This is a genomic window from Microbacterium sp. NPDC055502 (assembly GCF_053643635.1).
The window spans coordinates 1,272,989-1,297,915 of record NZ_JBSHKJ010000001.1 but is presented as its reverse complement, the minus strand read 5'-3'; the positions used below and the strand labels follow the sequence as shown (position 1 = coordinate 1,297,915).

Below are 24,927 nucleotides of genomic sequence, written 5' to 3'. Positions count from 1 at the left end.
GTGGGCGGATGAGTGAGGATCCGCGCGTGCTGCTGGAACGACTGCGCGCCGAGGCGGAAGGGCGGGTGCGCGCGACCGCGGCCACGCTCGACGAGCTCATGCACGACCGCGAGGGCTCGAACGACGACGACGAGCACGACCCCGAGGGTGTGACGCTGTCGTCGGAGTGGTCGCGGCTCACCGGGCTGGCCGAGGCTGCGGCGGTGGAGCTGCAGCAGGTGGACGACGCGCTGGCCCGTCTCGATGCGGGCACCTACGGCGTCTGCGCGAACTGCGGGAAACCCATCCCCGCCGGGCGGCTGGAGGTGCGACCGTTCGCCGAGTACTGCGTCGCGTGCGCGGAGAAGCTCGGCCGCTGACACCACGTCACGGCACGGCGTAGCACGGCGTAGCATCGCGGCATGCCCATCCACCTGGAGAACGTCGGGATCGCCGTGCGCGACCTGGAAGCCACGATCGCCTTCTTCACCGACCTCGGGCTGGAGGTGGTCGGGCGCGACGAGGTGAGCGGCGAGTGGGCGTCGACCGCGGTGGGGCTCGACGGCAACCACGCGAGGATCGCCGTGCTGCAGACGCCCGACGGCCAGGGGCAGCTCGAACTGTTCGAGTACCTCCACCCCGCCGCGATCGAGACCGAGCCCACACTGCCGAACGAGATCGGCATGCACCGCGTCGCCTTCTCCGTGGACGACATCGACGCGTCACTGGCCATCGCCGCCCGGCACGGCTGCCACCCGCTGCGCGGCGTCGCCACCTACCGGGACGTGTACAAGCTCACGTATCTACGCGGCCCGAGCGGCATCATCGTGATGCTCGCGCAAGACCTCACGAGGAGCTGAGATCGGCCGCGTGGTCACCGGTGCGGGCGTTCGATATCTGGCGCCCGAGGAGTCGCGCGGAGGAACGTCCCCCACCTCCGCGGCGCCGGAGCATCAGAGCGCGCGCGTGATCTGCTCCAGCACCGCGATGGGCTCGCGCAGCTGGGCGACCGGGACCGGGGGCTCACCGGTGAGCAGCATCCGCACGAACGCGTCGACCCCGGGCCGCACGTAGTCGGGGCCGACCTCGATGTCGCGCTCGACCGTGCCGCCCGTACCGACCGCCGTCACGTGGAACGGCACGGCCGCGTCCCCCTCGGGCCGCACGAAGTCCAGCACCACCGGCACGCCGCCGACGCGATAGCGCGCGACGACACGGCCGTCGGCCCGCTCGACCTCCACGCCCTCCGCCGCGCCGGGCAGCAGGTGCTGGGCGACGTCGGCGTGGTGGATGCCGTAGAAGAAGAGGCCGCCGTGCGGGCTGTCGGCGTCGGCCGGGCCCGAGACGGTGAGCGACTGGAGCGCGCCGACCCCGGCCACGGCGTCGGCGATCGCCGCGGTGTCGTCGAGCCAGCGGAGCGTCGAGAAGGAGGTGACGGTCGTGCCGCCACGCTCGGCCGCGGCGAGGATCGCGTCCGCGTCGTCGAGCGTCGTGGCCAGCGGCTTGTCGACCCAGACGGGAGTGCCGGCCTCGAGGAACGGCACGGCGAGCGCGCGGTGGAGCGCCCCGTCGCGGCTGGTCACGATGAGCGCGTCGACCGCGCCGTTGAGCTCCGACACCTCGGGGGCGATGCGGGTGATGGCTCCGAGCTCGGCGAGCTCCCTGGTGCGCTCCACCTCGCCCGCGACGAGGGCCGAGACCCGCACCGGGAGGTCGGCTGCATCCTCCCCGTTGAGGTGACGGACGATCTCGGTGGCATGAGTGTTCTCGATGCCGACGATCGCGACGTTCTTCGTCTCCATGCTGTCCTCCTCCACGGCGACCGGCGGAGGACGACGCTGCCGCGCGCCCGCCCGGCCGGCTCTGCGCCCACCCTAGCCGCGGTCTGCCTCGCGGCGCGGGTCCACCACCGCGGACGCTGCCGATCCGAGCCGACGGACGGCCGCCGGCGCCCGGCCCCTGCGCAGTAGGCTGAACCCATCATGGACGAGTTCATCCAGGGCTTCTGGACCTTCGCGGGGCACTACTGGTGGCTCGTCTTCCCGCTCATGGGCATGGCCGGAGGCGTGGCGAAGGCGTGGGAGCGCAGCTCGAAGCGCCGTCACGAACGCCGCCTGGAGACGCTGCGCATGAAGGCGCAGCTGAAGACCGCCGAGATCGAGGCCCGCGCCCTGGGCCGCGAGGCGAAGCGCCGCGGCCCGTCGGTGGTCGACACCACGGCCCCCGTGTCGACCGACGACCTGCTGACGCGGCTGTTCGCCGAGCACGACGAGATCACGGCCCGCTGGCTCGACTACGAGCTCGACGTGGCGAAGCTGATCGCCTTCCCCGCGATGAGCGACGGACGGCAACCGCTCACCGCCGCGTTCCTGCGCGCCAAGAAGACCGCCGACGCGCTGCGCCCCGCCTCGGCCGATGCGCCGCTGTCGGAGCACCAGATCGCGGAGTACCTGCAGGCCGTTGGCGACTACGCGGTGGCGTTCGAGATCGCCGAGAAGGATGCCCGCCGGCTGCGCGACTCCACCTTCACGGAGGCGGAGCGCAAGCGCCTCGACCGCGCCCAGCAGCTGCTGAAGGTCGCGGTCGACGAGTCGGCGACGCAGGCCGAGCGCAACGTGGCGTACAAGCGCGTGCGCGAAGAGCTCGACGGCCTGATCCTGCTGTCGGACGAGGCCGTGACGGTGCTGGAGAAGCAGGTCGCCCGCGAGCTCCCCGCCACTCCCGCCGCCCCCGCCGCGACGCCCGAGGCCCAGGCCGAACAGGAGCCCGAGCGCATCCCGGTCGCCGACCCCCTGCACCGCACCCCGCCGCAGCCGCCGCGCGACCTCGCCTGACCTCGCACACCCCCGACGGCCTCTGGCCGCGGCACGGCGCACTCAGCGAAAGGAGCCGTGCCGCGGACACAGGCCGCCGGGGTCGCGTCAGCTCAGGTGCACGCGCTCGGTCCGCTGCCGCTGCTGCCCGAGCCCCTCGATCTCGATCGTCATCTCATCGCCGTCCTGCAGATAGGGGAAGCGTCCGGAGAGCGCGACGCCCTGCGGGGTACCGGTGTTGATCACGTCGCCCGGCTCCAGCACCAGGTAGTGACTGAGCTCGTGCACCAGTTGCAGCACCGGGAAGATCATGTCGGCCGTGGAGGAGTCCTGCCGCGGCTCGCCGTTCACGAAGGAGCGGAGGCGCAGCGCCTGCGGGTCGACCTCGTCGGCGGGCACGAGCGCGGGGCCGAGGGGGTTGAACGTCTCGGAGCACTTCCCCTTCGACCACTGCCCGCCCGAGACGTCGAGCTGGTACGCCCGCTCCGACACGTCGTTGGAGATGGTGTACCCGGCGATCACGTCGCGGGCGGCCTCGGGCGACGGGAGGTAGCGGGCGGTCCTGCCGATCACCACCGCGAGCTCCACCTCCCAGTCGACCTTCTCCGCACCGGGCGGCAGCAGCACCACGTCGTTCGGGCCGACCACGGTGTTGGGGTGCTTGAAGAAGAGCACCGGGTGCGCGGGCGGCTCTGCGCCGGACTCGGCCGCGTGCGCGGCGTAGTTCTGGCCGATACACAGGACCGCGGTCGGGCGGGCGACGGGAGCGCCGAGGCGGAGGCCGTCGACGTGGGCGACGGGCAGCTCGTCGCGGCGCAGGGCCTCGCGGGTGCGGGCGATGCCGTCGGCGGCGAGGAACGCCCCGTCGATCTCGGCCGTGAGGGGCGCGAGGTCGCGGATCACCCCGGCGTCGTCGCGGACGTAGGGGCGTTCGTGGCCGGCGGGGCCGAGGCGCAGGAGTTCCATGTCGGGCTTTCGGGTCAGCGGGCGGCGGCGAACGACGGGTTGACGATCGGCACGGACTCGCCCGCGAACGACCGGATGATGTTCTGGGCCGCGTGCACCGGCAGGTCGGCGAGGGCCTCGGGGGAGTACCAGGCGGCGTGCGGGGTGAGCAGCACCTGGTCGAGGTCGCGGAGCGGGGAGTCGGCGGCGAGGGGTTCCCCCGCGAAGACGTCGAGCGCGGCGCCGCCGAGGTGTGCGTCGCGGAGGGAGGCGGCGAGCGCGTCCTCGTCGATGAGCGGTCCGCGGCAGGTGTTCACGATCACGGCGCCCTGCTTCATGGTGGCGAGGGCGGCCGCGTCGATCAGGTGCCGGGTGGCGTCGGTGAGCGGCACGTGGAGGGTGAGGATGTCGGCGCGGGCGATGGCGTCGGGGATCTCGACGGGCTCGCAGCCCGCCTCGCGCACGGCGTCGGCGGGGGCGTACGGGTCGGCGACGAGCACACGGAAGCCGAGGCCGCGGAGGCCGCGCGCGACGAGCGAGCCGATACGGCCGAAGCCCAGCACGGACACGGTGGTGGTGGAGGGGCGCACGGCGAGCGGTCGGGCGTCCACGGCCTTCCAGGTGCCGGCGCGCACGGCGCGGTCGTAGGCGGGGAGTCCGCGCGCCTGGGTCATGATCATGGCCACGGTGTGCGCGGCGACCTCTTCGATGCAGTAGCTGGGGGTGTTGGCGACGGCGATGCCGCGGGCGGTGGCGGCGTCGACGTCGATCATGTCGTACCCGATGCCGACGCGGCTGATGAGGCGCAGGTTGGGCATCCGGTCCATGAGGTCGCCGTCGATGCGTGCCCACTGCACCACGAGTCCCTCGGCCTCGGCGCCGAGCGCGGCGATGTCGTCGGGGCTGCCGGAGGCGGCGCGATCGGCGCGCAGGCCCGCGCCGCGGAGGGTGTCTTCGATGACGGTCCCTGGGAGGTCGCAGTCGGTGACGAGGATGAACGGCGCAGTCATGGGAGCGATGCTATAGCATCTAGCAAAGCGGTGTACAGCGGCTGACAGCGACCGGTTCTTGCTATAGCGTTTAGGCATGACTGTTCGCCGCGCACTCATCACCGGCGCGAGTTCCGGCATCGGAACCGCCGCCGCCCTCGAACTAGCCCGCGAGGGCGCCGCCCTCTGGATCACCTACACCGGGCGCGAGGCCGAGGCCGAGCGCGTCGCCGAGGAGTGCCGGGCGGCCGGTGCCGCCGAGGTGCTGGTGTCACGGCTCGACCTGCGCGACCCCGAATCGATCGACGCGCTCACCGACCGCATCACCGTCACCTGGGGCGAGCTGCACGTGCTCATCAACAACGGCGGAGTCTGCCCCTACACGCCCTACCCCGACATCGACATCGAGGAGTGGGACTTCGTCCTCGAGACCAACGCCCGCGGCACCTTCCTGCTCACCCGGGCGGCACTCCCCCTGCTGCGCGCCGCCGAGGGCGACCGGTCGGTGGTCAACATCGCCTCGATCGCCGGACAGGTCGGCGCCCTGCAGACCGGCATCCACTACGCCGCCAGCAAGGGGGCGCTGCTCGCCATCACCCGCAGCTTCGCGCGACACCTGGCCTCCGAGGGCATCCGCGTCAACGCCGTCACCCCCGGCCCTGTCGCCAGCGCCATCACCGACCAGCTCCAGGGCGAGGGGCGCGCGAAGCTCGAAGCCGGCATCCCCCTCGGCGCGTTCGGCCAGCCCGAGGACGTCGCCTGGATCATCGCGTCGCTCGCCTCGGAGCGCGCCCGCTTCATCACCGGAGCCACCTACGACGTCAACGGAGGAGTTCGCATTGACTGACCGCACCGCCCTCGACCGTTCCGCGCACGACACCGTGCAGGCACAGCTCGACGCGTTCAACGCCCACGACCTCGACGCGTTCGTCGCCACCTACGCCGACGACGCCGTCATCACCGGTGTCGCGCCCGAACCCATCGTCGGCGCCGAAGCCATCCGCGCGTTCTACGAACCCCGGCTGCAGAACCCCGAGCTCTCGTGCGTCATCGAGTCGAGCGTGCTCTTCGGCGCGCGGTGGGTCGTGGCGCAGGAGCAGGTGATCAACGCGGGTGTCGCGACCGAGACCATCGCGACCTTCGACGTGGTGGACGGCCGCATCGCGCGGGCGTCGATGCTCAAGGCCTGAGGCGCGGAGGCGGGGTCACCTGCGGCGGTACACGTCCGCACGGTGGGCGATGCGGCCGGTGGACGGCCGCACGGTGCGCAGGAGATCTCGCGTCATGAAGGAGCGGAGCTCCGGAGACCTCCTTCATCGCGTGAGATCTCCTTCGTTTCGAGGGGGGCGTGCAGGCCACCGGCCTCTGTCAGTCCCAGTGCGGAGCGGGCGGGCGGTACGCATCACGGCGGTGCCGGGCGCGCACGACCACGATCGTCTCTCGCGCGCCGAGGAAGAACAACACTCGGTAGTCCCCACGGCGTGCAGAGCGCAGGCCCTCGAACTCGTCGACGAGCGGCTTGCTCATGCGTTCCGGATTCTCGGGCAGGGTGAGGACAGCGAACTCGACGATGGCCTGTGCGATCTTCTGCGGCAACCGATCGAGGTCGCGCCAGGCGGAGTCAGCGAAAGCGGTGGTCCAGGTCACCGGGGCCGAACCCCGTAGCGCTCCATCGTCTCCTCCGCGCTGCGCAGCTCGCCGGCCTCACCCTGTCGCCGCGCATCGTCGACATCCTGTCGCGTGCCCGGCTCCGACAGCCAATGCAGCGTCTCGTACAGAGACTCCAGGGCGTCCTTACTCATCAACACTGCCGCGCCCCGGCCGTGGCGAGTGATCTCGATCGTCTCGTGCTCGCGCTCGACCTGGTCCACCAAGCGCGAGAGGTGGTCCTTGGCCTCGCTCAGCGGTACAGTCTGCATGCCCTCAGTGTAGCCCGACTTCTAGCCAGAAGGTGGGGTGAAGTCTGGCCTTAACCATGGCAGCCCTCGGCCGAGGCCGTCACTCGTGCTCGGGGAGGATCGGCGTGGACCAGCCGGGGTCGCGTCCGAGCTGTGCGGCCCGGGAGACGGAGGTCGCACCGTAGCGGTCGCGCAGGGTGTCGAGCACCGAGTCGAGTCGCGCCTCATCACCCCAGTCGATCGGGAGCTCCGGCTGCACGCGGTCGGCGCGGTCGAGCTGCGACAGGGAGAGGCCGAGCAGCGTGATGCCGCGGTCGGCGACCTCGGACTGCGCGGCGGCGAGCAGGGTGCGCGCCACCGTGAGGAGGATCGCGGTGCGGTCGGTCGGCGCGCCGAGCGTGCGGGAGCGGGTGGCCTTCGTGAAGTCGCCGAAGCGCAGTCGCAGCACCACCGTGCGGCACACGCGGTCGCCGTCGCGCAGCCGCCGGGCGAGCCGGTCGACGATCTGCGTGAGGATGAGGTCGAGCTCCTCCGCCGACCGCGGCCGCGAGCCGAGCGCGCGCTGCGAGCCGATCGACCCGCGCCGCCGTGTGGTGTCGACCGGGCGCGGATCCCGCAGTCGCGCGAGCGCGTGCACGTGCGCGCCCGTGGCCTTGCCGAGCATGCGCTCCGCCGTCGCCACCTCCAGCTCCGCGAGCTGGCCGACCGTGCGCACGCCGTAGCGGTGCAGCTTCTCGGCCGTCACCGCGCCCACACCCCACAGCCGCTCGACCGGCAGCGGCAGCAGGAACTGCTCCTCGCGCTCGGGCTCCACGACCAGCAGACCGTCGGGTTTGCTCACGGCGCTGGCGACCTTCGCGAGGAACTTGGTGCGCGCGACCCCGACCGAGATCGCGAGCCCGACCTCGCGTCGCACGCGCTCCCGCAGGCGCACGGCGATCTCCTCCGGCGTTCCCGCGATGCGCCGCAGCCCGCCGACCTCCAGGAACGCCTCGTCGATCGACAGCCCCTCGACCAGCGGCGTCGTGTCGCGGAAGATCGCGAAGACGTCTGTGCTCGCGGCGGAGTACGCCTCCATGCGCGGCGGCACCACGACGGCGTCGGGGCACAGCTCCCGCGCCTGGCGACCGCCCATCGCGGTGCGGACGCCGCGGGCCTTCGCCTCGTAGCTCGCCGCCAGCACGACCCCGCCGCCCACGATCACCGGTCGACCGCGCAGCTCGGGGGCGTCGCGCTGCTCGACCGACGCGTAGAAGGCGTCGAGGTCGGCGTGCAGCACGGTGGCTTCCCCACGCATCCGTTCTCCCGTCGACGAGCGGATCGTCGCACGGACCCCGGACATCGGTGCGGGCGCGTCGTCGCGCGGGGACCGCTCGGAAACCACACCGGCGACGAGACGAACGGCGCTCAGGCACCCCACCGGCGACGAGACGAACGGCGCTCAGGAATCGGCGGTGTCAGGCGTCGAAGCGGGCGCGGAGGGCGGGGTCGACGGCGATGTCGCCGAAGGACGCGGTCCAGGCGCCGTCGACCGCGATGGACTGACCGGAGAGGTACGGGGCCTCATCGGAGAGCAGGAATGCGGTGACGGCGGCGACCTCCTCCGCCCGGGCGATGCGTCCCATCGGCGGGCCCTCCGCGAGCGCGCGCTCCTCCGCAGCGGGGTCGGCCGCTCGGGCGATCTGCGCCTCCAGGTGCGGGGTGCGCACGCCGCCCGGCGCCACGGTGTTCGCACGTATGCCGAGACCGCCATATGTCACCGCGACACTGCGCGTGAGCGCATCGATGCCGCCCTTCGTGAACTCGTAGGCGGCGTGATCCACGAAGCTCGCCCGCCCGTGGATCGAGCCGATGTTCACGATCGCCCCCGGCACGCCCTGGTCCACGAACGCCGACACCGCGGTCGAGCAGCCCCACAGGTAGCCGAAGCCGTTGATGCCGATGATCTCCCGCACCACGGTCTCGTCGAGCTCGTGCAGGGGAGTGCGCCGAGTGATGCCGGCGTTGTTCACCCACCCGCCCAGTGGTGCGCGCGCACGGGCCGCGGTCGCCGCGCGCGCGTGCGCCTCGCGGTCGGACGCATCGCCGAGCACGACCTCCGCCAGCACGCCCGCCTCGACCGTGCCGGAGCCCGGGGAGCGTTCGAGCCCCACCACGATCCAGCCGTCGGCGGTCAGGCGGTCGGCGACCGCGCGGCCGATGCCCTTGCCGCTGCCGGTGACCACGACACTGCGCGGGGAGTCGGTCATGTCAGTCCCTCTCGAATCGGAACACGGCGGGGTCGAGCCCGAACCCGAGGCCCGGGGTATCGCTCGGTGTCACGGCGCCGTCGAACCGCGGGCCGCCCGTCACGAACGAGGGCGCGGGGTCGTACGGGTTCACGCCGCGCGCGAAGGTCTCGACCTGGATGCCGAGGTGTGCGGTCACCTCGGGGTAGACGTGGCCCGACACGGGTATGCGCCGCTCGGCCGCCCACGCGATCAGCTCCCGTGCGGGGGTGACTCCGCCGATCGCGACCACGTCGAGGCGCAGCGCGTCGACCTCGCCGACCTCCACCAGCGCCTTCAGCACCGCGGGGTCGGTCACCTCGTCGCCCACCGCGACCGGCAGCCCCGACTCGCGGCGGATCCGCGCGACACCGGCCGCGTCCTCCGGCAGCAGGGGATCCTCGAGCCACGTCAGGCGCGGGTCGCCCCACTGCGCGATCTCGGCGAGGGCCGTGTCGGCGTCGGGCCAGCCGAAGCCCACGTCGACCACCAGCCCGGTCGTGTCGGGCAGTTCTGCGTTCAGCAGCGCCAGCAGCTCGCGCATGTATGCCGGATCGGGAATGCGGGAGATCTTCACCTGCGACCACCCGTCCGCCTGGGCCAGCACCTCGTCCGCGACCTCCCGCGGCGTGCGCTGCGGTGATGGGTACGCGGCCACGAGCATCGCGTCGCGTGGAGCGTCGCCCGTGCCGAGCATGCGCCACAGCGGCACCCCGGCCCGCCGCGCGGCGATGTCCCACAGCGCGATGTCGACGAGCCCGATGGCCCGGCGCACGAGCCCGACCCGTCCGACGATCGCGCTCCCCCGCAGCATCCGCTCCCACGTGCTCGCCGGGTCGTCCGCGTCGGTGCCGACCGCGTGCGAAGCGACGAGCCGCTCCACGATCTCGGCCATCGGCGCCTCGCGCGACAGGCAGTACGCGACGCCGGTGGCGCCGTCACCCGCGGTCGCCCGCACCGCGGTGTACTCGCGGCGCGTGACCGTCATGGCCCCGAGCTGCAGGGGCGCGGGCAGCGGCAGCACCACCGTGGCGGTGTCGACGCGGGCGATCGCGCTCATTCGGGCTTCTTCGCGAGGGGCACGCCGTAGTCCACCATGAACCCGCCGTCGACGTACAGCGTCTGGCCGTTCATGTAGCGCGACTGGTCGGAGACGAGGAAGCTGACCGCGGCGGCGATCTCGCTCGCGTCGGCCAGGCGCTTCGCGGGGATGCGCGACAGGATCGTGTCGAGGCTCAGCGTGCCCTGCTCGACCCCCTGCCGGAAGACGCCCGTGTCGACGTAGCCCGGGGCGACCGCGTTCACGCGCACGCCCCGCGCCGCCCACTCGGCCCCGGCGGTGGAGGTGAGCCCGATCACGGCGGCCTTGGTCGTGGCGTAGGGCGCCCGGCCCGCGGAACCGCGTGAGGAGATGGACGAGATGTTGACGATGCGCCCCTCGCCGCGGTCGAGCATGCGGCGCCCGGCGGCCTGGAGGGCGGAGAACACCCCGTGCAGATTCACGTCGACCACTGCCGACCACTCGTCCCACGTGAGGTCTTCGATGCCGCGGTGCCGCTGGATGCCCGCGTTGTTCACGAGAACCTCGATGGGCCCGAGCTCGGCCTCGATCTCGCCGAACACCCGGTCGACCGCGGCGTGATCGGTCACGTCGAGCTCACGCCACAGGATGCCGGCGGGGTTGTCGCCCGCGGTGAGGCCGGGCACGCGGTCGGTCGCCACCACGCGGTACCCGTCGGCGGAGAGCCGCTGTCCGATCTCCCAGCCGATGCCGGCGGAGCCTCCGGTGACGATGGCGACGGGGCGCTGCGCGGTCATGTCTCTCCTCTACGACGGGGATTTGCTATAGCAAGTGTAGCGGCCGCGGGTCAGTCGTCGAGCAGGCTCGCGACGAGGGTCACCGCGTGCGCCTCCAGCAGCTCCAGGGCCCCGGCGGCCAGGGGGGTCTGCCAGGCCTGGTAGGCGCCGCGGTCGTAGGCCTCGCGCGTCGGGAGGTAGACGAAGCCCGGGCCGTTCGTCAGGTTCATCACCACGATGGGCGTCGTGGGGAACCGTTCCCGCAGCGTCGTCTGCAACCGGGAGTACGCCTCGCCGGGATGCCCCACGATCACCGCGTCGCCCCAGCGCCACGCCCACACCGGGTGCTGCACGGTGGGCCCGTCGATGTAGCCGTCGCGCAGGTTCCGCGCCCGGCCCAGACGCTCGTCGCGGGAGCGGGGGTCGATGTCCTTCCACTCCTCCGCCAGCTGGTCGAGCGTCGGCAGGTCGCGCAGGGGGAGCTCGACGGCCGCCACGACCCCGCGCGCCCCGTCTCCGCCGTCGACCGGCCGCCCCGCCCAGATCGCGAGCGGCGCGCCCGACTCGACCACACCGTCCAGCGTCAGCTCCTCACCGGGCAGCGGCAGGGCGTCGAGCGCGGCGAGGACCGCGTGTCCGAGCGAGCGTCCGTGCCGGTCGGCAACGGTCATGTCTCCCGTGTACTGCTCGCGCGGGGCCAGCTCGCCCGATGCCCCCTGCACGAACAGGCACGGCTCACCGGTCGCGGCCTCGACGATCTCGCGCATCGCCCCGACGTAGTCCGGCGACACCTCACGGCTCTGCCAGGCGAGCGTGGTCGGGTGGCAGGCGTAGTTCACCAGGGTCGCCCGCACCCGGCCGTCGACGCTGATGCGACCGATGGTCACGGTGTCATCGGCGGTGCCCTGCGGGTTGTAGCCCACGAGCGCCCGTCCGTCGAGGTCGAGCTCCCGTTCCGCGGCGAGGGTGCAGGTGCCCGTGGTCCACTCGATCAGTCCGGGGCGGGCGCCGTCGAGCGCTTCCCGTCCGGCCGCGACCCCGGCGGCGGACAGCGCCTCCAGGTAGCCGGGGATGAGCTCGCCCCCGGGCAGGTGCGCGTCGGCGGCGCACAGCACCGCGCCGGCGTGCGTGTGCGACAGCGACAGCATGAGCTGGTCGGGTTCCAGGCCGAGACCGTCGAGGATCGCGCCGCGCACCCCCTGCTCGTCGGCGACCCGGCGCCACCAGGTGCCGTCGACCGCGAGCAGCACGCGGAGGCGCTCGTCGGCCCCGATCACCGCGAGCGCGGTCAGCTCGAACGGGCGATGCGCCCCCTCGGAGCGCTCCCAGTCGGCGGGACCCCAGTTCTTGGCGCGGATGCCCACCGGGGGCGTGATGTCGCGCCGGGCCACACCGATGCGGGCGCGCGTGCGCGGAACGCGGATGCGGTCGCCGAGGCGCGTGGCAGCTGCCGTGTCGTTCACTCCAGGTCCTCCCTGTCGTCCATCATGGCCGTCGCTCACACGCTCAGCACGTCGGCGATCAGCACCCGGTCCCCGGCCTCGGGCACCGTGGTCTCGACCCCGCGCTCCACGGAGTCGCTGTAGAGCAGCGTGGACGGCTCCGCGAACCCGTCGGCCAGCCGCAACCGTCCCCCGACGAACTGGGAGCCGGTGATGCGCGCATGGTTCACGCCCGCGCCGATGTCGGCGTGCGCCGCACCGTTCGCGACCGTCGAGGTCACGCCGCTCAGGCGCCAGGTGACGACGCCGTCGCCGGCCGCCCGCGACAGCAGGGCGACGTCGGCCCGCTCGGTGCCGAGCTCCACGCCCTCCACGGCGATGAGCTGGTCGCGCACGGCGGTCGCCGACAGCAGCACGTCGCGCACGGTGCCACCGCGGATCGTGACCCGCGACGCGCCGAGCTCGAACGGCGCGCCGGAGGACGGGCCGCTCAGCCGGCAGTCGACGAACTCGACCGGTCCCGAGCCACGGGCCTTGGTCCCGTCGATGCCGCCGATGGTGCAGCGCACGAAGCTGACCGGGACCGTGACGGGCGTCTGCACGAGCACCTGGTCCTTCGGCAGCGCGAACGTGGAGTCCTCGATCGTCGTCGGCCGCGAGGACCGCGCCGACCGCTGCCCGATCGCCAGCAGCCCGGCGGTGCAGCCGCGCACCTGGGCCCCGTCGGCGTTGATGGTCATGGTCGCCTGCGGGTCGAACGTGGAGCGGCCGATCACCCGCACGTTCTCGAGCGTCAGGTCGCTGATCTTCGTTCCCGCGACGAACCACGAGCACACGTGGTCGCGCACCGTGATGCGCTTGGCGGCCGTGCCCCACTGCCCCCCGGAGTTGGCGATGTCCATCAGCCCGGAGTTGCCGATGAAGGTGAGGTCGTGCTCGTACTGGCCGTGCGTCGTGAACGGGTTGCCGCCCTGGTCGTCGCCGTCGCCGTGACAGTTCTCGACGATGCAGTACGCGCTCGCGGTGAGGTCGTTCAGGTGTCGCGCGTTCGACGACGTGCAGTCGGCGACCCGCCCGTAGAGGCTGTAGATCTGCTGCGTGAGGTACCCCGCGCCGCCGTAGAACACGGTGGGCGGGTTCTCGACCGAGCAGCGCTCGGTGGTGAAGTGGGTGTTCCACCGCCGCATGATCACCGGCCACCAGGTGCGGCTGGCGTGCACGTCGGCGACGTCGCAGTGGACGGCGTACTCGAAGGCGATCGGGTGCGACCCTGTGCGCTCGCGCGGATCGGGGAAGGACCCGTCGGTGGGTCCGTCGAACGGTCCGGCGCCGAGGAACCGCATGTTCGCGATGCGCACCCCGACGACCGGCTCCATCCGGCGCCAGGTGAGCCGGCGACCGGTGTCGAGCGGCCACCCGTTGAGGTAGTCGACGCGGATGTGCGTGGCGTCGAGCTGCTGCGTCACCTGCACGAACCGCTGCAGCTCGCGCTCGTCCCGCCCGCCACCGGCGACCTCGTCGCACTGCACCGCCCACCAGGTGTCGACGGCGAACGGGGTGGCGTCGGGCACCGCGACCGCGTCGGTCAGCTCCGCCCACGGCTCGGTCAGCCGGTGCTCGACGACCACGTCTGCCGCCACCCCGGTGAAGAACATGACCGCGCCGAACGGGTTGTCGGCGGTGTTCGGCTCGATCCCCTCCGTGGTGACCAGGTGCCCGCCGAAGTCGATCTCGATGTGCGAGCGGGTGAAGACGTGCCGCCGCTGGAACAGCAGGTCGGTCTGGGCCTCGATGCGCCGGACGGCGGGGTCGTTCACCAGCGCGTCGAGCGCGTCGTCGGCCGCCGTCTCGGGCCCGGTGATGCCGAAGACCCGGAAGTCGACCGTGCCGTCGTGGAGCAGCACCCACTTCGTGTGGCGCTTGCCGGCGACGACCGTGCCGCCGTTGACCGCGGTGTCGGCCTCACCGGCCCCCACGTACACGAGCAGGCCGGCGTCGCCGGGCGCGTGATACCCGGCGACGATCGCCAGCTCGCCCTCACGCGCCCGCAGCCCGGCCAGGTCGGCGACGGTCTCCGCCCTCGTGACGTCTTTCGAGCCCGCCGCGACGGGGGCCGCCTGCGCGGACGACGCGCCGACGACGGACCCGGCCGCACCGAGCGCGACGGCGCCGAGCCCGGTCATCAGGGCGCGACGCCCCGTCGAGCGCACACCCTGTTCGGTGCCGGTGGTGGTGTCGGACATGACGACTCCTTCGTTATCGACGGCGGGTCGGGACGTGGCGTCCCGTCGGTGTCATCCGCGCGCTCCCGCGGCTGTGGGGGCCGGGACGACCGCGGTGACCGCCCCCTGCGCCTGCCAGAGCGCCGCGGCCTCGGCCCGCCGGCGCCGCTCGAGCACCGGATCGGCCACCGGGATCGCGGCCATGAGGCTGCGCGTGTACTCGTGCTGCGGGTTCGCGAACAGGGCGTCGCGCGCGCCGACCTCCACGATCCGCCCGTGCTGCATCACGGCCACGGTCGACGACATGTACCGGATCACGGCGAGGTCGTGGCTGATGAAGAGGTACGTCAGGCCGAGCTCGGTCTGCAGGTCGCGCAACAGGTTCAGCACCTGCGCCTGGATCGACACGTCGAGCGCCGACACCGACTCGTCCAGCACCAGGAACTCCGGCTCCAGCACGAGCGACCGCGCGATCGACACCCGCTGGCACTGGCCGCCCGACATCGAGCGCGGGAGCCGGTGCGCGAACTCCTCGTCCAGCCGCACCCGGTGCATCGCCTCGCGCACCTTCTCGGCCCTGGTCGCCCGGGTGCCGATGCCGTGGGCGAGCAGCGGCGCCTCGATGATCTGCGCCACGGTCTGCCGGCGGTTGAGCGCCGAGAACGGGTCCTGGAACACCATCTGCATGCGGCGGCGCAGCCTGCGCAGCTCCTCGCCGCGCAGGTCGTGCGGACGCTGCCCGTCGAACACCACCGCACCGCCGTCGATGCCGCCGAGCGCGAGCACCGCCTTCGACACGGTCGACTTGCCCGACCCCGACTCGCCGACGAGCCCCACGGTCTCACCGCGGCGGATCTGGAACGACACGTCGTCGACCGCGGTCACGCGGCGTCCGGAGCCCAGCGTGAACACCTTCGTCACGCCCTGCACGTCGACCAGCACGTCGCCCGACTCCCGGGCCCGGTCGACCGCGCTGATCGTGTCGGCGGCGCCCTTCGTCTCGTCGAAGGGCCCCTCGCTCACGGACCGGGGGTGGGATGGCCCCGCACCGTGCGGTTCCGGGGTGGGCGGTGCGAGGTGAAGGGCGTCCACGGTCGGGATGGGCTGGTGCACGTCCACCGTGAGGTCGACCACGGCCCCCAGCAGCGCCTGCGTGTACGGGTGCTCGGGCGCGGCGTAGATCCGGTCGACGGGGCCCTCCTCGACCACGCGCCCGTGCCGCATCACGTGGATCCGCTCGCAGAAGCCGGCCGCGACGCCGAGGTCGTGCGTGATGAGCACGACCGCGGTGCCGTGGTCCTCCGCGAGACGGTCGAGCAGGTCGATGATGCGCGACTGCGTGGTCACGTCGAGGGCGGTGGTGGGCTCGTCGGCGATCAGCACCGCGGGCCGCGACGACATGGCCATCGCGATCATGACGCGCTGCCGCATGCCGCCGGAGAACTCGTGCGGGTACTGGCTCAGGCGCTCCTCGGGTAGCGGCACGCCGACCTCGGTCAGCAGCTCGACGGCCCTGGCACGCGCGGCCTGCCGCGACACCCGCTCGTGCAGCCGGATCGCCTCGACGAGCTGGTGCCCGATGGTGCGCACGGGGTTCAGCGACGACATCGGGTCCTGGTAGACCATCGCGATCTCGCCGCCGCGCACCTTCGTCATCTCGCGCGTGCGGAGAGTCAGCAGCTCGCGGTCGCGCAGCCGGATGCTGCCGCCGAGCTTCGCGCCGTCGTTGAGGCGCATGATCGACAGCGCGGTGAGCGACTTGCCGGAGCCGGACTCGCCGACCAGGCCGATCCGCTCGCCGGGGCGCACCGCGAAGGTGATGCCCTTCACGGGCGTCACGTCGCCGTAGGAGACGGTGAGGTCCTGCACCCGCAGGACGGGAGCGGCGTCGGTCATCGGCCCTTCCCCTTCCGGTCGCCGCCGAACTGGTCGGCAAGCACGTTGAGCAGCCAGATGGTCACGAAGATGAACAGCGCGGGGAACAGCACGTACCCGATCGACTGGTACATCTTCTGGTAGCCCTGCTGCACGAGGGTGCCCCAGGTGGCCTCGGGCGGCGCGATGCCGAGCCCGACGAAGCTCATCGACGCCTCCAGCAGGATCGCGTTCGCGGCGTTGATGGCGGCCTGCACCACGATCGGTCCCTTGGCGTTGGGCAGCACCTCCGCGAACAGCAGGCGGCTGCGCTTCGAGCCGAAGGCCACGGCCGCGGTGAAGTAGTCCTCCTGCAGCTCGCTCAGCACCGACGACCGCACCAGCCGCGCGGTCGTGGGGGTGAGCAGGATGCCGATGATGACGGCGAGCTTCACGGGGTCGGCGCCGAACGCCGAGATGAACACCAGCGCGAACAGGATCTGCGGGATCGCCATCACGGTGTCGGCCAGGCGCATGAGCAGCTCGTCGACCCAGCCGCGGGCGAACGCGGCGGCCATGCCCCAGGCGATGCCGAGCACCATCGCCACGAGCGTGGCACCGGCGGCGATGAACACGGTGAGCTGTCCGCCGTACAGCACGCGGCTGAACAGGTCGCGGCCGAGCTCGTCGGTGCCGAACAGGTGCACGGCCGAGGGCGCGGCGAAGCGGTCGGGCGACTGGGCCGCGGGGTCGAACGGCGCGATGACGGGCGCGAGCACGCAGGCCAGCACGATCAGGGCGAGCAGCGCGAGGGGGATCCACGAGGCGACGGCGAGCCGGCGGCGCGGACGGGTCGAGCGCAGGGCGAGGGTGAGGGTGTCAGCCACGGCTGCTCCTTGCACGAAGACGCGGGTCGAGCACGCCGTAGAGCAGGTCGACGACCAGCGTCGTGAGGATGAACATGGCGGAGATCAGCAGCACCACCGACTGCAGCACCGCGTAGTCGCGCTTGAACACGGCGTCGATCGCCAGCGAGCCGAGCCCGGGAACACCGAACACGTACTCCACGATCACGACCCCGCCGAGCGTGTACCCGACGATGAGGCCGAGCATGGTGAGCCCCGGGATCAGGGCGTTGCGCAGCGCGTGCCCGAGCACCACCCCGCTCGCCGACTGCCCCTTGCCGCGGGCGGTGCGGATGTAGGGGGCGTCGAGCACCTCGACCATCGACGCCCGCAGGAACCGCATCAGCAGCGGCGCGGCGGCGAAGGCGAGGGTGAGGGCGGGCAGGATCATGCGCACGAGGTTGTCGGCCGGGTCGTCCGCGAACGGCGTGTAGCCGCGGGCGGGCAGCCACTTCAGCTGCACGGCGAACACCACGATCAGCACGATGCCGATGAGGAACTGCGGCAGCGCCATGCCCGCGGTGGAGATGGCCGTGAGCACGCGGTCGACCACGCCGAGCGGGCGCAGCGAGGCGATCACGGCGGCCGGGGTCGCGATGAGCACGGCCAGCAGGATGCCGATCAGCGTGAGCTCGAGCGTGGCGGGCAGGCGCTGCGCGATGAGCTCGGTCACCGAGAACTGGTTGAAGTACGACTGTCCGAAGTCGCCCGTGACGACGCCGCCGATCCAGCGCAGGTACTGCTCGATGACCGGGGCGTCGAGCCCGGCCTCCTCGCGCAGACGCTGGAGCATCTCGGCGTCCACGCCCGGCGTCGAGCCGAGACGGGTGATCACGGGGTCGCCCGGCAGCAGCCGGAGCACCACGAACACGAGGAGCGAGGTGGCGATCAGCATCGCGATGCTGATCGCCACCCGCCGCAGGACGGAGAGGAGCACGTCAGCCCTTCAGCTGCGCGTTCTCGAGGTGCAGCTGCCCGCCGCCCTCGACCCACACGCCGTCGACCTTCGTGCTGGTCGCGGTGACCACGGTGGACTGCAGCGGCACGATCAGCGGCACCTGCTGGTTGATGATCGTCTGCACGGTGCCCCACTTCTCGGCACGCGCGGCCTGGTCGGGCTCGGCGACGGCGGCGGCGAAGGCCGACTGGAACTCCGGGTCGACCCAGTTGCACTCGCAGCGGCCCTCCAGATAGAAATTCAGCGAGTAGGCGGGCTCGGGCGGCGTGGACTGGAAGTTCGGCACGATGTAGCCGGGGAAGCTCTTGCCCGCCGGGTAGAACGAGTCGACCCAGGTGCCGACGTCGTTGTTGTCGATCTTCAGGGTGATGCCGATCTCCTTGAGGCTGGCCTGCAGGATCTCGCCGCTGGTGTTCCACTCCGGGTACTGTCCGGCGACGCCCCACCAGGTGAGGGTGCTGCCCTCGGTCACGCCGGCCTCGGCGAACAGCTCCTTGGCCTTGTCGAGGTCGTAGGAGTAGTCGGTCAGGTCGCCGCCGTACCAGGGGTTCACCTCGCCGAGGGCGTTGTTGGTCGGGGAGACCGTGCCCTGGCCGTAGTACGCGGCGTCGAGGATCGCCTCGCGGTCGATCGCGTATGCGAGGGCCTGCCGCGCACGCACGTCGTTGAACGGCGGGGAGGTGGTGTCGACCTCCCACGACGGCCACTGGCTCGGGTTCTCCGGCTTCACGAGCGCGATGTCGCCGCCAGCCTCCAGGCCCTCGACGTCGCCCTGCGGCACCGACCACAGCACGTCGATGTCGCCCGAGCGCAGTCCGGTCACGGCGGCCGTGGACTCGGCGGCCTTCACGATCCTGATCTCGTCGAGCGCGGGGGCGTCGCCGAAGTACTCGGGGTTGGGCACGAGCGTGAGGCTGTCGTCGGGTGTGAAGGCGTCGACGATGTAGGGACCGGTGCCGATGGGCTCCTTGTCGATGGTGTCGAGCGCGTCGACGTCGAGCATCTTGACCCACACGATGCCGGCGTCGAACGTGGCGATCGGCTCGGAGAGCGTGATGACGACGGTCTTGTCGTCGGGGGCGGTGACGTCGGTCACCATGTCGATCTTGTTCTTCTCCTGCGTGGCGGTCTCGGGGTCGAGGTAGTACTCGAAGGAGGCCACGGCGTCTTCCGCGGTGAACGGGTCGCCGTTGGAGAACGTGACGCCGTCGCGGAGCGTGAACGTCCACGTCTTCTGGTCGTCTGAGGTCTCCCAGCTCTCGGCGAGGTCGCCGACGATCTCGCCGGACTCGTCGGTGGTGGTGAGGCCGTTCCAGAGCAGCGGGAACAGCACCTCCTCCCACGCGAAGGTGCGGATGGCCGGGTTGAGCTGCGGGATGCCCTGGGCCGCGGCGACGGTGAGCGTGCCGCCGTCCTGGGCGGAGCCGTCGGGGGTGGATGAGGTGCTGCAGCCAGCGGTGATCAGCGCGGCGGTGAGCAGCGCTGCTCCGCCGAGAAGGACGCGACGACGCGACATGGGTGCCTCCAGGTGTCGGGTGGTGCTTCGGGTGATGCTTCGGGTAAGGGTGTTCGCTATAGCATGTAGCAAAAGCGCGAGGGCGTCTAGAGCGAACCGGATCGGCGGGGTTACGTTCTCGTTACGCCCGCCGATCCGGACGGCTCAGCGCGCGGCGGGCGCCGACTGCGGCGCCGGTGCGGGCGCCGTGGTGAAGTCGGCGCGACGGCTCAGCACGAACGCGATCGTCGCCCCGAGCAGGGTGAGCCCGGAGATGAGCAGCAGGCCCCACACGGCGGATCCCGTGGTCTGGCTGATCCAGCCGATCGCGTACGGTCCGGCGAACCCGGCGAGATTGCCGACCGAGTTGATGAACGCCAGTCCCGCCGCTGCGGCCGTGCCGGTGAGCACCATGGGCGGCAGGCTCCAGAACAGCGGCGTGGTCGAGAACAGGGCGGACATCCCGACGCACAGCGCCGCGAGCGCGAGGATCGGAGTGCCCTGCGCCGCGACCGCTGCGATGAGCGACAGGGCCGTGATGCTCAGCGTGATGCCGATCTGGAGCGGGATGTTGCCCTGCTTCCGCGCGGCGCGCTCCCACGGCAGCATCACCAGCGCCGCGCAGAGGTTGGGCAACGCCACCAGCCATCCGGTCGTGGCGTTGGAGAAGTCGCCCATGCTCTTCACGATCGTCGGCAGCCACATGCCCAGGCCGTACGCCCCGAACACGACGCCGAAGAACAGCACGATCAGCGTCCACAGCCGCCCGTTGCGGAAGACCTCGCCCAGGCGGAGGCGGCCGTGGCGCTGCTCCGTGGCCTGCGTCTCGGCGGCGAGCGTGTCGGTGATCCACCGCTGCTCGGCCGGGTTCAGCCAGCGGGCGTCCTGCGGGCGGTCCGGCAGCCAGAAGAACACGACGAACGCGAGCAGCACGGCGGGCACGCCCTGCAGGAGGAACACCAGCTGCCAGCCGTCCAGACCCCACAGCCCGTGGAGCTCGAGCATCCAGCCCGACAGCGGTGCGGCGACGGCGTTGGCGATCGGGTTCGACAGCACGAACACGGCGAGCACCTGCGTGCGGTACTGCCGCGGGAACCAGAGCGTGAGGTAGAGCAGCACGCCGGGGAAGAACCCGGCCTCCGCGATGCCGAGGATGAAGCGCGCGATCGCGAACTGCGTCTCGTCCTGCACGAAGGCGGTGAGGGCGGCGACGATGCCCCACGAGATCATGATGCGCGCGATCCACTTGCGGGCGCCGAACTTCTCCAGCAGCAGGTTGCTGGGCACCTCGAAGAGGAGGTACCCGATGAAGAAGATGCCGGCCGCGAAGCCGAACGCCGCCTCGGTGATGTTCAGCGCGGCCGTCATCTCGAGCTTGGCGAAGCCCGCGTTGTTCCGGTCGATGTAGGCGACGAGGTAGAGCAGTCCGAGGAACGGGCCGAGCCGCCAAATCGCCTTCTTCATGGCCGCGGCTCCCACCGCGGCGTCGGCGGCGCGCTCCTGGGCGGCCGAGTCAGTGCCGGACATGACAACTCCTTCGTCATCGCTGGGTTTTGCTATAGCATCTAGCACCAGCGTCGTTCTGTCCAGTCCTGTCGCGGATGCCATAGCATCGAGCGAGCGAAGAGGCCCCGCGCGACGAGCACCGGGCCGCGCGAAACCGAGAAGGGCCCCGGATGCGCAGCGTGTCGGATCAGAACATCGCCGAACAGGTCACCGACGAGCTTCGGGCCGCCATCCACTCGGGCGAGCTCGCGCCGGGCGAACGGCTGGTGGAGCGCAAGCTCGCGGAGCGGCTCGGCGTGAGCCACATCCCGGTGCGCGAGGCGCTGACCCGCCTGGCCGAGGAGCGCCTGATCACACGCGAACCCCGCCGCGGCGCCCGCGTGGCCCAGCTCACCGCGCAGGACCTGGAGGAGATCTCGAGCCTGCGCATCGTGCTCGAGCAGTTCATGGCCATCCGCGTGCAGGAGCGGTGGAACGAGGAGTCGGCGGCACGCCTCGGCGCCATCATCCAGGCGATGTCCGATGCGGCGCCCGGCGACATCGCGGAGGTGCTGCGCCAGGACCGGCTGTTCCACGAGACGCTGGCCGACCTCGCCGAGCACCGGTTCCTCGACGAGCTGAGCGCCCAGCTGCGTGGTCGGATCGCCGGGTTCATCCAGGCCGCGAACGCCGCGCTCGACCCCGCCGAGCAGGAGGAGCACGTGCGCAGCCACCAGCAGATCATCGACGCCGTGGCCAGCGGCGACCCCGATCGCGCTCGCGCCGTGATCGCCGAGCACGTGACGCGCGCTGTCGAGCGCATCACCCCGACGGTCGAGGCGGAGGCCGAGTGACCGCGACCGGCCGCCGCACCATCGTCCTGACCGGTGCTTCCGACGGCATCGGCGCTGCCGCCGCGCGTCAGCTCGCCGACGCCGGGCATCGGCTGATCCTGGTCGGGCGCTCCCCGGAGAAGACCCGCGCCGTCGCGGAGGAGACCGGAGCCGAGCATCACGTGGCCGACTTCGCGCGGCTCGACGACGTCCGCTCCCTCGCGACCCGCATCGACGCGGCCGTGGGTGACGACGGCATCGATGTGCTGGCCAACAACGCCGGCGGCATCTTCGGCGACCGCACTCCCACGGTCGACGGCCACGAGAAGACGCTCCAGGTGAACCACCTGGCGCCGTTCCTGCTGACGAATCTGCTGCTGCCCCACCTGCTCCGGGCGCGCGGCGCCGTGATCAACACGTCGAGCGTGGGCCACCGGCTGTTCGGGCACCTCGACCTGGACGACCTCGACAACCATCGCCGCTTCAGCCCCAACAAGGCCTACGGCGACGCGAAGCTCGCCAACATCCTGTTCGCGAAGAGCCTGCACGAGAGGTTCCACGCGCGGGGCCTCAGCGCCGTGGCGTTCCACCCCGGCACGGTCCGCACGAACTTCGCGGCGGACTCGTCGAGCATCATGCGGCTGGTGTACCGGTCGCCGCTGCGGCACGTCCTCCTGATCGGGACCGACCGCGGAGGGGCGACCCTGCGGTGGTTCATCGACGGGACCCCGGGCGAGACCTGGACCTCCGGCGCCTACTACGACGAGCGCGTCCTCACCACCCGGGTGAACCCGCAGGCGAACGATCCCGTGCTCGCGGAGGCCCTGTGGCAGCGGAGCGCCGAGCTCGTCGGACTCCCCGCCGCCGAGGACTGATCCCGCGGACGCCGGTCGCGTCGCCTGATCCCGCGGACGCCGGTCGCGTCGCCTGATCCCGCGGACGCCGGTCGCGCGTCGCCGGATCCCGCGGACGCCGATCGCCCGCGGTCGTGACACGAGGAGCGCCCCCTCGCGCACCGGTGTGTGAGGCACCGGCGCCCGAGGGGGCGCAGTCCTATCGAGCGGAGCGGCTCGACGCGGGGTCAGTTCCCGCGCGTGTTCACGAACGGATCCAGACCCGCGTCCTTGAACGACTCGAGCATGCCGGGGCCGTTCTCGATCTGGAGCGTGCACTTCTCCCCCGTGCCCAGGGCACCGGGCGAGTTGAACCGCACGAGCGCCTTCAGGTTCGGGTAGTCCTTCAGCGCATCGGGGATGTCGCGGTGCCAGTCCTGCGCGAGCGCCGGGTCGGACGTGTTGTACGAGGTGCCGTACTCGGACAGGATCTGCGGCTTGGTGCCCAGGCTGCCCTGCGTGAAGAAGTGGTACTTCTGATCGATCTTGTCGGCGAACGTCGTCCACCCGGTGCCGTTGCACGTGTAGAAGTTGTACGGGTCGTAGCCCACCCAGTCCACGTAGGAGTCTCCGGGGTAGCCCTGCATGATGCGGTCGTCGTTCCCGTCGCCGAGGTACCCCGTCGACACCCAGGCCCACGCGACGTTGGTCACGCCCTTGGCCTCGAAACGGTCATGGATGTGGCGGTAGGCGCTGGCGTAGTCCGCCATCGTTCCCTTCTCCTCGTTCGGGCCGTTGTCGAACTCGGGATCGAACGCGATCATGACCTGCTTGCCGAACGCCTTGACCCGGTCGGCGGCGGAATCGATGTACGAGTCCATCTCGCCCTTGGTGATGCGCGACCACGCGATCATGGTGTTGGTGTCGGAGACGCGCGACTGCCACGAGAACAGCAGCGTGCGGTCCTGACCCAGCGTCTGCTCCTCCGCGTCGGGGAACTGCCCCTGATGCACGTGGGTGGAGAAGTCGTGGTACCGCATGGTCATGTCGAATTTGCGCCCGACCTTGGCCTCGAGATCGGTGACCGAGGTCACGAGGTTCGATCCGCCCTCGGTGGCGTACACGCCCCACAGGGCGCCGCACGACGGGGCCAGCATCGCCTGAGCACCGCAGGCATCGGGGTCGCTCGTCGCCGACCCACTCCCGTCCGTCGCCGGCGCGGGCGCGGGAGCGGGGGCGGGGGCCGGCTCGGGTGCGGGAGCGGGCTCCTCGGCCGGAGGTTCCTGCTCGCTCGCCGGCGGCGCGACCTGCGTGGAGTCGTCCTCCGGAGCCGGGGCCGGAGCCGGAGCCGGGGCGGGCGCGGGAGCCACGGCCTGACCCGACGGGGTGTCTTCCCGCACGAGGTGTGCGTCGAAGCTCACATTGGGGGTCGCGTGGTAGTTGGCCAGCACCTGCACCGCGATGGTGTTCTCGCCCTCGTGGAGAAGGTTCACCGGGATCGAGAACGACACCGGGTTCGAGCGGGCGGAGGTGGTCGACGGCGCGGCGGTGGCGTAGCTCTTCGCCGTGATGTCGCCCTTCGGCGCGTTCTTGCGCCCGACCTCGGTGCCGTTGATCCACACCACGATGCCGTCGTCGGCCCAGGTGTTGAGCCACGACCACTCGGGGAGGTCCGAGGTGAGCGTGAAGCTCTTGGTGAAGAAGGTCGACAGCGGGCGATCGGTCGACGACGGGATCTTCGTCGCGACGCGTCCGACCCGCGAACCGGCGCCGAACGGAGCCTTCGCGGTGTCCCACGACGACGAGCCGGTCTGCCAGTCGGACGAGGGCGCCGTGGTCGACCGGTAGTACGACCACTCCGACCCCCTCTCGATCACGGAGGCGATGGCGTTCGACGCCGCGTCTGCGGCGGAGGCCGAGGAGGGTGCCGCGATGGCACCGGAGCCGATCACCGCGACGGCGGCGAGAGAGGCGAGCAGGGTAGAGCGGACAGGGTGAATCGAATTACGTAGTGATCTCATCATTTCGAAGGGTCAGGAAGACCGCCCGGATCTCTCGGGATGTCACCGGGTTCTTCTGGTTCGGATGCGGGCCGAGCTTTCCCCCTCGTGCATCCTGCGAACAGATAGCGGTGTCCACCCTATGCGACAGAATGTAACGCGTTACCCATATTCCAGAGCGATACGATCCTGACGGCCGCGGGAGAGCCGAC

Annotated in this window: 24 protein-coding genes; 7 read left to right on the top strand and 17 right to left on the bottom strand. The window is 71.6% G+C overall.

Features of this window, described 5'->3' with window-relative positions; genetic code table 11:
• Positions 1 to 8 precede the first annotated feature (8 nt).
• The gene (locus tag ACWH95_RS06410; RefSeq protein ID WP_136031410.1) at positions 9 to 359 is read left to right on the top strand and encodes a TraR/DksA family transcriptional regulator; all 351 of its coding nucleotides are present in this window, start codon (positions 9 to 11) and stop codon (positions 357 to 359) included.
• 42 nt (positions 360 to 401) lie between these two features.
• Positions 402 to 839, top strand: a complete 438-nt coding sequence (locus ACWH95_RS06405; RefSeq protein WP_206252034.1) for a VOC family protein — start codon at positions 402 to 404, stop codon at positions 837 to 839.
• Between the two features lie 93 nt (positions 840 to 932).
• On the opposite strand, the gene ACWH95_RS06400 is transcribed toward ACWH95_RS06405, so the two are convergent.
• A complete protein-coding gene (locus ACWH95_RS06400) occupies positions 933 to 1,781 on the bottom strand; it encodes a Gfo/Idh/MocA family oxidoreductase (protein WP_454120392.1) in 849 nt (282 codons plus the stop codon).
• Positions 1,782 to 1,961: 180 nt separating this feature from the next.
• Here ACWH95_RS06400 and ACWH95_RS06395 point away from each other — a divergent pair, with 180 nt between their 5' ends.
• On the top strand, positions 1,962 to 2,813 hold the full coding sequence (locus ACWH95_RS06395; protein WP_454120391.1) for a hypothetical protein: 852 nt from the start codon (positions 1,962 to 1,964) through the stop codon (positions 2,811 to 2,813).
• 87 nt (positions 2,814 to 2,900) lie between these two features.
• Here ACWH95_RS06395 and ACWH95_RS06390 read toward each other — a convergent pair whose 3' ends face one another.
• Entirely contained in the window at positions 2,901 to 3,758 is an 858-nt protein-coding gene (locus tag ACWH95_RS06390) for a fumarylacetoacetate hydrolase family protein (protein WP_247638126.1), read from the bottom strand.
• Between the two features lie 14 nt (positions 3,759 to 3,772).
• Entirely contained in the window at positions 3,773 to 4,747 is a 975-nt protein-coding gene (locus tag ACWH95_RS06385; RefSeq protein ID WP_454120390.1) for a C-terminal binding protein, read from the bottom strand.
• Positions 4,748 to 4,823: 76 nt separating this feature from the next.
• Between ACWH95_RS06385 and ACWH95_RS06380 the strand changes: the two genes are divergently transcribed.
• Entirely contained in the window at positions 4,824 to 5,573 is a 750-nt protein-coding gene (locus tag ACWH95_RS06380; RefSeq protein ID WP_136030038.1) for an SDR family NAD(P)-dependent oxidoreductase, read from the top strand.
• Positions 5,566 to 5,916 (top strand): nuclear transport factor 2 family protein, encoded by a 351-nt coding sequence (locus ACWH95_RS06375; protein WP_136030040.1) that lies wholly within the window; start codon positions 5,566 to 5,568, stop codon positions 5,914 to 5,916. Before ACWH95_RS06380 ends, ACWH95_RS06375 begins: the two co-directional genes overlap by 8 nt.
• Positions 5,917 to 6,094: 178 nt before the next feature.
• Here the strand turns inward: ACWH95_RS06375 and ACWH95_RS06370 are convergent, their stop codons facing one another.
• From ACWH95_RS06370 to ACWH95_RS06310, 13 genes are all read right to left on the bottom strand, one after another.
• Entirely contained in the window at positions 6,095 to 6,373 is a 279-nt protein-coding gene (locus ACWH95_RS06370; protein WP_454120389.1) for a type II toxin-antitoxin system RelE family toxin, read from the bottom strand.
• Entirely contained in the window at positions 6,370 to 6,645 is a 276-nt protein-coding gene (locus ACWH95_RS06365) for a type II toxin-antitoxin system Phd/YefM family antitoxin (RefSeq protein ID WP_452312164.1), read from the bottom strand. The genes ACWH95_RS06370 and ACWH95_RS06365 overlap by 4 nt, the downstream gene beginning before the upstream one ends.
• 79 nt (positions 6,646 to 6,724) lie before the next feature.
• The gene (gene dinB / locus ACWH95_RS06360) at positions 6,725 to 7,921 is read right to left on the bottom strand and encodes a DNA polymerase IV (protein WP_454120388.1); all 1,197 of its coding nucleotides are present in this window, start codon (positions 7,919 to 7,921) and stop codon (positions 6,725 to 6,727) included.
• Positions 7,922 to 8,081: 160 nt separating this feature from the next.
• Positions 8,082 to 8,873 carry an SDR family NAD(P)-dependent oxidoreductase gene (locus ACWH95_RS06355; RefSeq protein WP_454120387.1) on the bottom strand — a complete coding sequence of 264 codons (792 nt, stop codon included), beginning with the start codon at positions 8,871 to 8,873 and terminating at the stop codon, positions 8,082 to 8,084.
• Position 8,874: 1 nt separating this feature from the next.
• Positions 8,875 to 9,951, bottom strand: coding sequence for an enolase C-terminal domain-like protein (locus tag ACWH95_RS06350; protein ID WP_454120386.1), 1,077 nt, complete (start codon positions 9,949 to 9,951; stop codon positions 8,875 to 8,877).
• The gene (locus ACWH95_RS06345; protein ID WP_136035568.1) at positions 9,948 to 10,709 is read right to left on the bottom strand and encodes an SDR family NAD(P)-dependent oxidoreductase; all 762 of its coding nucleotides are present in this window, start codon (positions 10,707 to 10,709) and stop codon (positions 9,948 to 9,950) included. The genes ACWH95_RS06350 and ACWH95_RS06345 overlap by 4 nt, the downstream gene beginning before the upstream one ends.
• A 50-nt stretch (positions 10,710 to 10,759) precedes the next feature.
• Entirely contained in the window at positions 10,760 to 12,151 is a 1,392-nt protein-coding gene (locus ACWH95_RS06340) for a hypothetical protein (protein WP_454120385.1), read from the bottom strand.
• 35 nt (positions 12,152 to 12,186) lie between these two features.
• A complete protein-coding gene (locus ACWH95_RS06335) occupies positions 12,187 to 14,373 on the bottom strand; it encodes a DUF4148 domain-containing protein (RefSeq protein ID WP_454120384.1) in 2,187 nt (728 codons plus the stop codon).
• Positions 14,374 to 14,424: 51 nt separating this feature from the next.
• Positions 14,425 to 16,248: a dipeptide ABC transporter ATP-binding protein gene (locus ACWH95_RS06330; protein ID WP_454120383.1), complete on the bottom strand. Its 1,824-nt coding sequence runs from the start codon at positions 16,246 to 16,248 to the stop codon at positions 14,425 to 14,427.
• On the bottom strand, positions 16,245 to 17,093 hold the full coding sequence (locus ACWH95_RS06325; RefSeq protein ID WP_205814303.1) for an ABC transporter permease: 849 nt from the start codon (positions 17,091 to 17,093) through the stop codon (positions 16,245 to 16,247). Before ACWH95_RS06325 ends, ACWH95_RS06330 begins: the two co-directional genes overlap by 4 nt.
• Positions 17,086 to 18,048, bottom strand: coding sequence for an ABC transporter permease (locus ACWH95_RS06320; RefSeq protein ID WP_136035265.1), 963 nt, complete (start codon positions 18,046 to 18,048; stop codon positions 17,086 to 17,088). The genes ACWH95_RS06325 and ACWH95_RS06320 overlap by 8 nt, the downstream gene beginning before the upstream one ends.
• 1 nt (position 18,049) lies before the next feature.
• A complete protein-coding gene (locus tag ACWH95_RS06315) occupies positions 18,050 to 19,585 on the bottom strand; it encodes an ABC transporter substrate-binding protein (protein WP_136030061.1) in 1,536 nt (511 codons plus the stop codon).
• 144 nt (positions 19,586 to 19,729) lie between these two features.
• Positions 19,730 to 21,091 (bottom strand): MFS transporter, encoded by a 1,362-nt coding sequence (locus ACWH95_RS06310; protein WP_136030063.1) that lies wholly within the window; start codon positions 21,089 to 21,091, stop codon positions 19,730 to 19,732.
• 149 nt (positions 21,092 to 21,240) lie between these two features.
• Between ACWH95_RS06310 and ACWH95_RS06305 the strand changes: the two genes are divergently transcribed.
• Together ACWH95_RS06305 and ACWH95_RS06300 are read left to right on the top strand one after the other, a co-directional pair.
• Complete coding sequence (locus ACWH95_RS06305) at positions 21,241 to 21,903, top strand: GntR family transcriptional regulator (RefSeq protein WP_136030065.1); 663 nt, start codon at positions 21,241 to 21,243, stop codon at positions 21,901 to 21,903.
• Positions 21,900 to 22,757 (top strand): SDR family NAD(P)-dependent oxidoreductase, encoded by an 858-nt coding sequence (locus ACWH95_RS06300; RefSeq protein WP_247638114.1) that lies wholly within the window; start codon positions 21,900 to 21,902, stop codon positions 22,755 to 22,757. Before ACWH95_RS06305 ends, ACWH95_RS06300 begins: the two co-directional genes overlap by 4 nt.
• 206 nt (positions 22,758 to 22,963) lie before the next feature.
• Here the strand turns inward: ACWH95_RS06300 and ACWH95_RS06295 are convergent, their stop codons facing one another.
• Positions 22,964 to 24,667: a glycoside hydrolase family 26 protein gene (locus ACWH95_RS06295; protein WP_454120382.1), complete on the bottom strand. Its 1,704-nt coding sequence runs from the start codon at positions 24,665 to 24,667 to the stop codon at positions 22,964 to 22,966.
• Positions 24,668 to 24,927: the final 260 nt, after the last annotated feature.

Bases quoted from the DNA above. Each gene is read 5' to 3' on its own strand.
- ACWH95_RS06410 (WP_136031410.1), top strand. From the start codon at position 9: ATGAGTGAGGATCCGCGCGTGCTGCTGGAACGACTGCGCGCCGAGGCG.
- ACWH95_RS06405 (WP_206252034.1), top strand. From the start codon at position 402: ATGCCCATCCACCTGGAGAACGTCGGGATCGCCGTGCGCGACCTGGAA.
- ACWH95_RS06400 (WP_454120392.1), bottom strand. From the start codon at position 1,781: ATGGAGACGAAGAACGTCGCGATCGTCGGCATCGAGAACACTCATGCC.
- ACWH95_RS06395 (WP_454120391.1), top strand. From the start codon at position 1,962: ATGGACGAGTTCATCCAGGGCTTCTGGACCTTCGCGGGGCACTACTGG.
- ACWH95_RS06390 (WP_247638126.1), bottom strand. From the start codon at position 3,758: ATGGAACTCCTGCGCCTCGGCCCCGCCGGCCACGAACGCCCCTACGTC.
- ACWH95_RS06385 (WP_454120390.1), bottom strand. From the start codon at position 4,747: ATGACTGCGCCGTTCATCCTCGTCACCGACTGCGACCTCCCAGGGACC.
- ACWH95_RS06380 (WP_136030038.1), top strand. From the start codon at position 4,824: ATGACTGTTCGCCGCGCACTCATCACCGGCGCGAGTTCCGGCATCGGA.
- ACWH95_RS06365 (WP_452312164.1), bottom strand. From the start codon at position 6,645: ATGCAGACTGTACCGCTGAGCGAGGCCAAGGACCACCTCTCGCGCTTG.
- dinB (WP_454120388.1), bottom strand. From the start codon at position 7,921: ATGCGTGGGGAAGCCACCGTGCTGCACGCCGACCTCGACGCCTTCTAC.
- ACWH95_RS06355 (WP_454120387.1), bottom strand. From the start codon at position 8,873: ATGACCGACTCCCCGCGCAGTGTCGTGGTCACCGGCAGCGGCAAGGGC.
- ACWH95_RS06350 (WP_454120386.1), bottom strand. From the start codon at position 9,951: ATGAGCGCGATCGCCCGCGTCGACACCGCCACGGTGGTGCTGCCGCTG.
- ACWH95_RS06345 (WP_136035568.1), bottom strand. From the start codon at position 10,709: ATGACCGCGCAGCGCCCCGTCGCCATCGTCACCGGAGGCTCCGCCGGC.
- ACWH95_RS06335 (WP_454120384.1), bottom strand. From the start codon at position 14,373: ATGTCCGACACCACCACCGGCACCGAACAGGGTGTGCGCTCGACGGGG.
- ACWH95_RS06330 (WP_454120383.1), bottom strand. From the start codon at position 16,248: ATGACCGACGCCGCTCCCGTCCTGCGGGTGCAGGACCTCACCGTCTCC.
- ACWH95_RS06315 (WP_136030061.1), bottom strand. From the start codon at position 19,585: ATGTCGCGTCGTCGCGTCCTTCTCGGCGGAGCAGCGCTGCTCACCGCC.
- ACWH95_RS06310 (WP_136030063.1), bottom strand. From the start codon at position 21,091: ATGTCCGGCACTGACTCGGCCGCCCAGGAGCGCGCCGCCGACGCCGCG.
- ACWH95_RS06305 (WP_136030065.1), top strand. From the start codon at position 21,241: ATGCGCAGCGTGTCGGATCAGAACATCGCCGAACAGGTCACCGACGAG.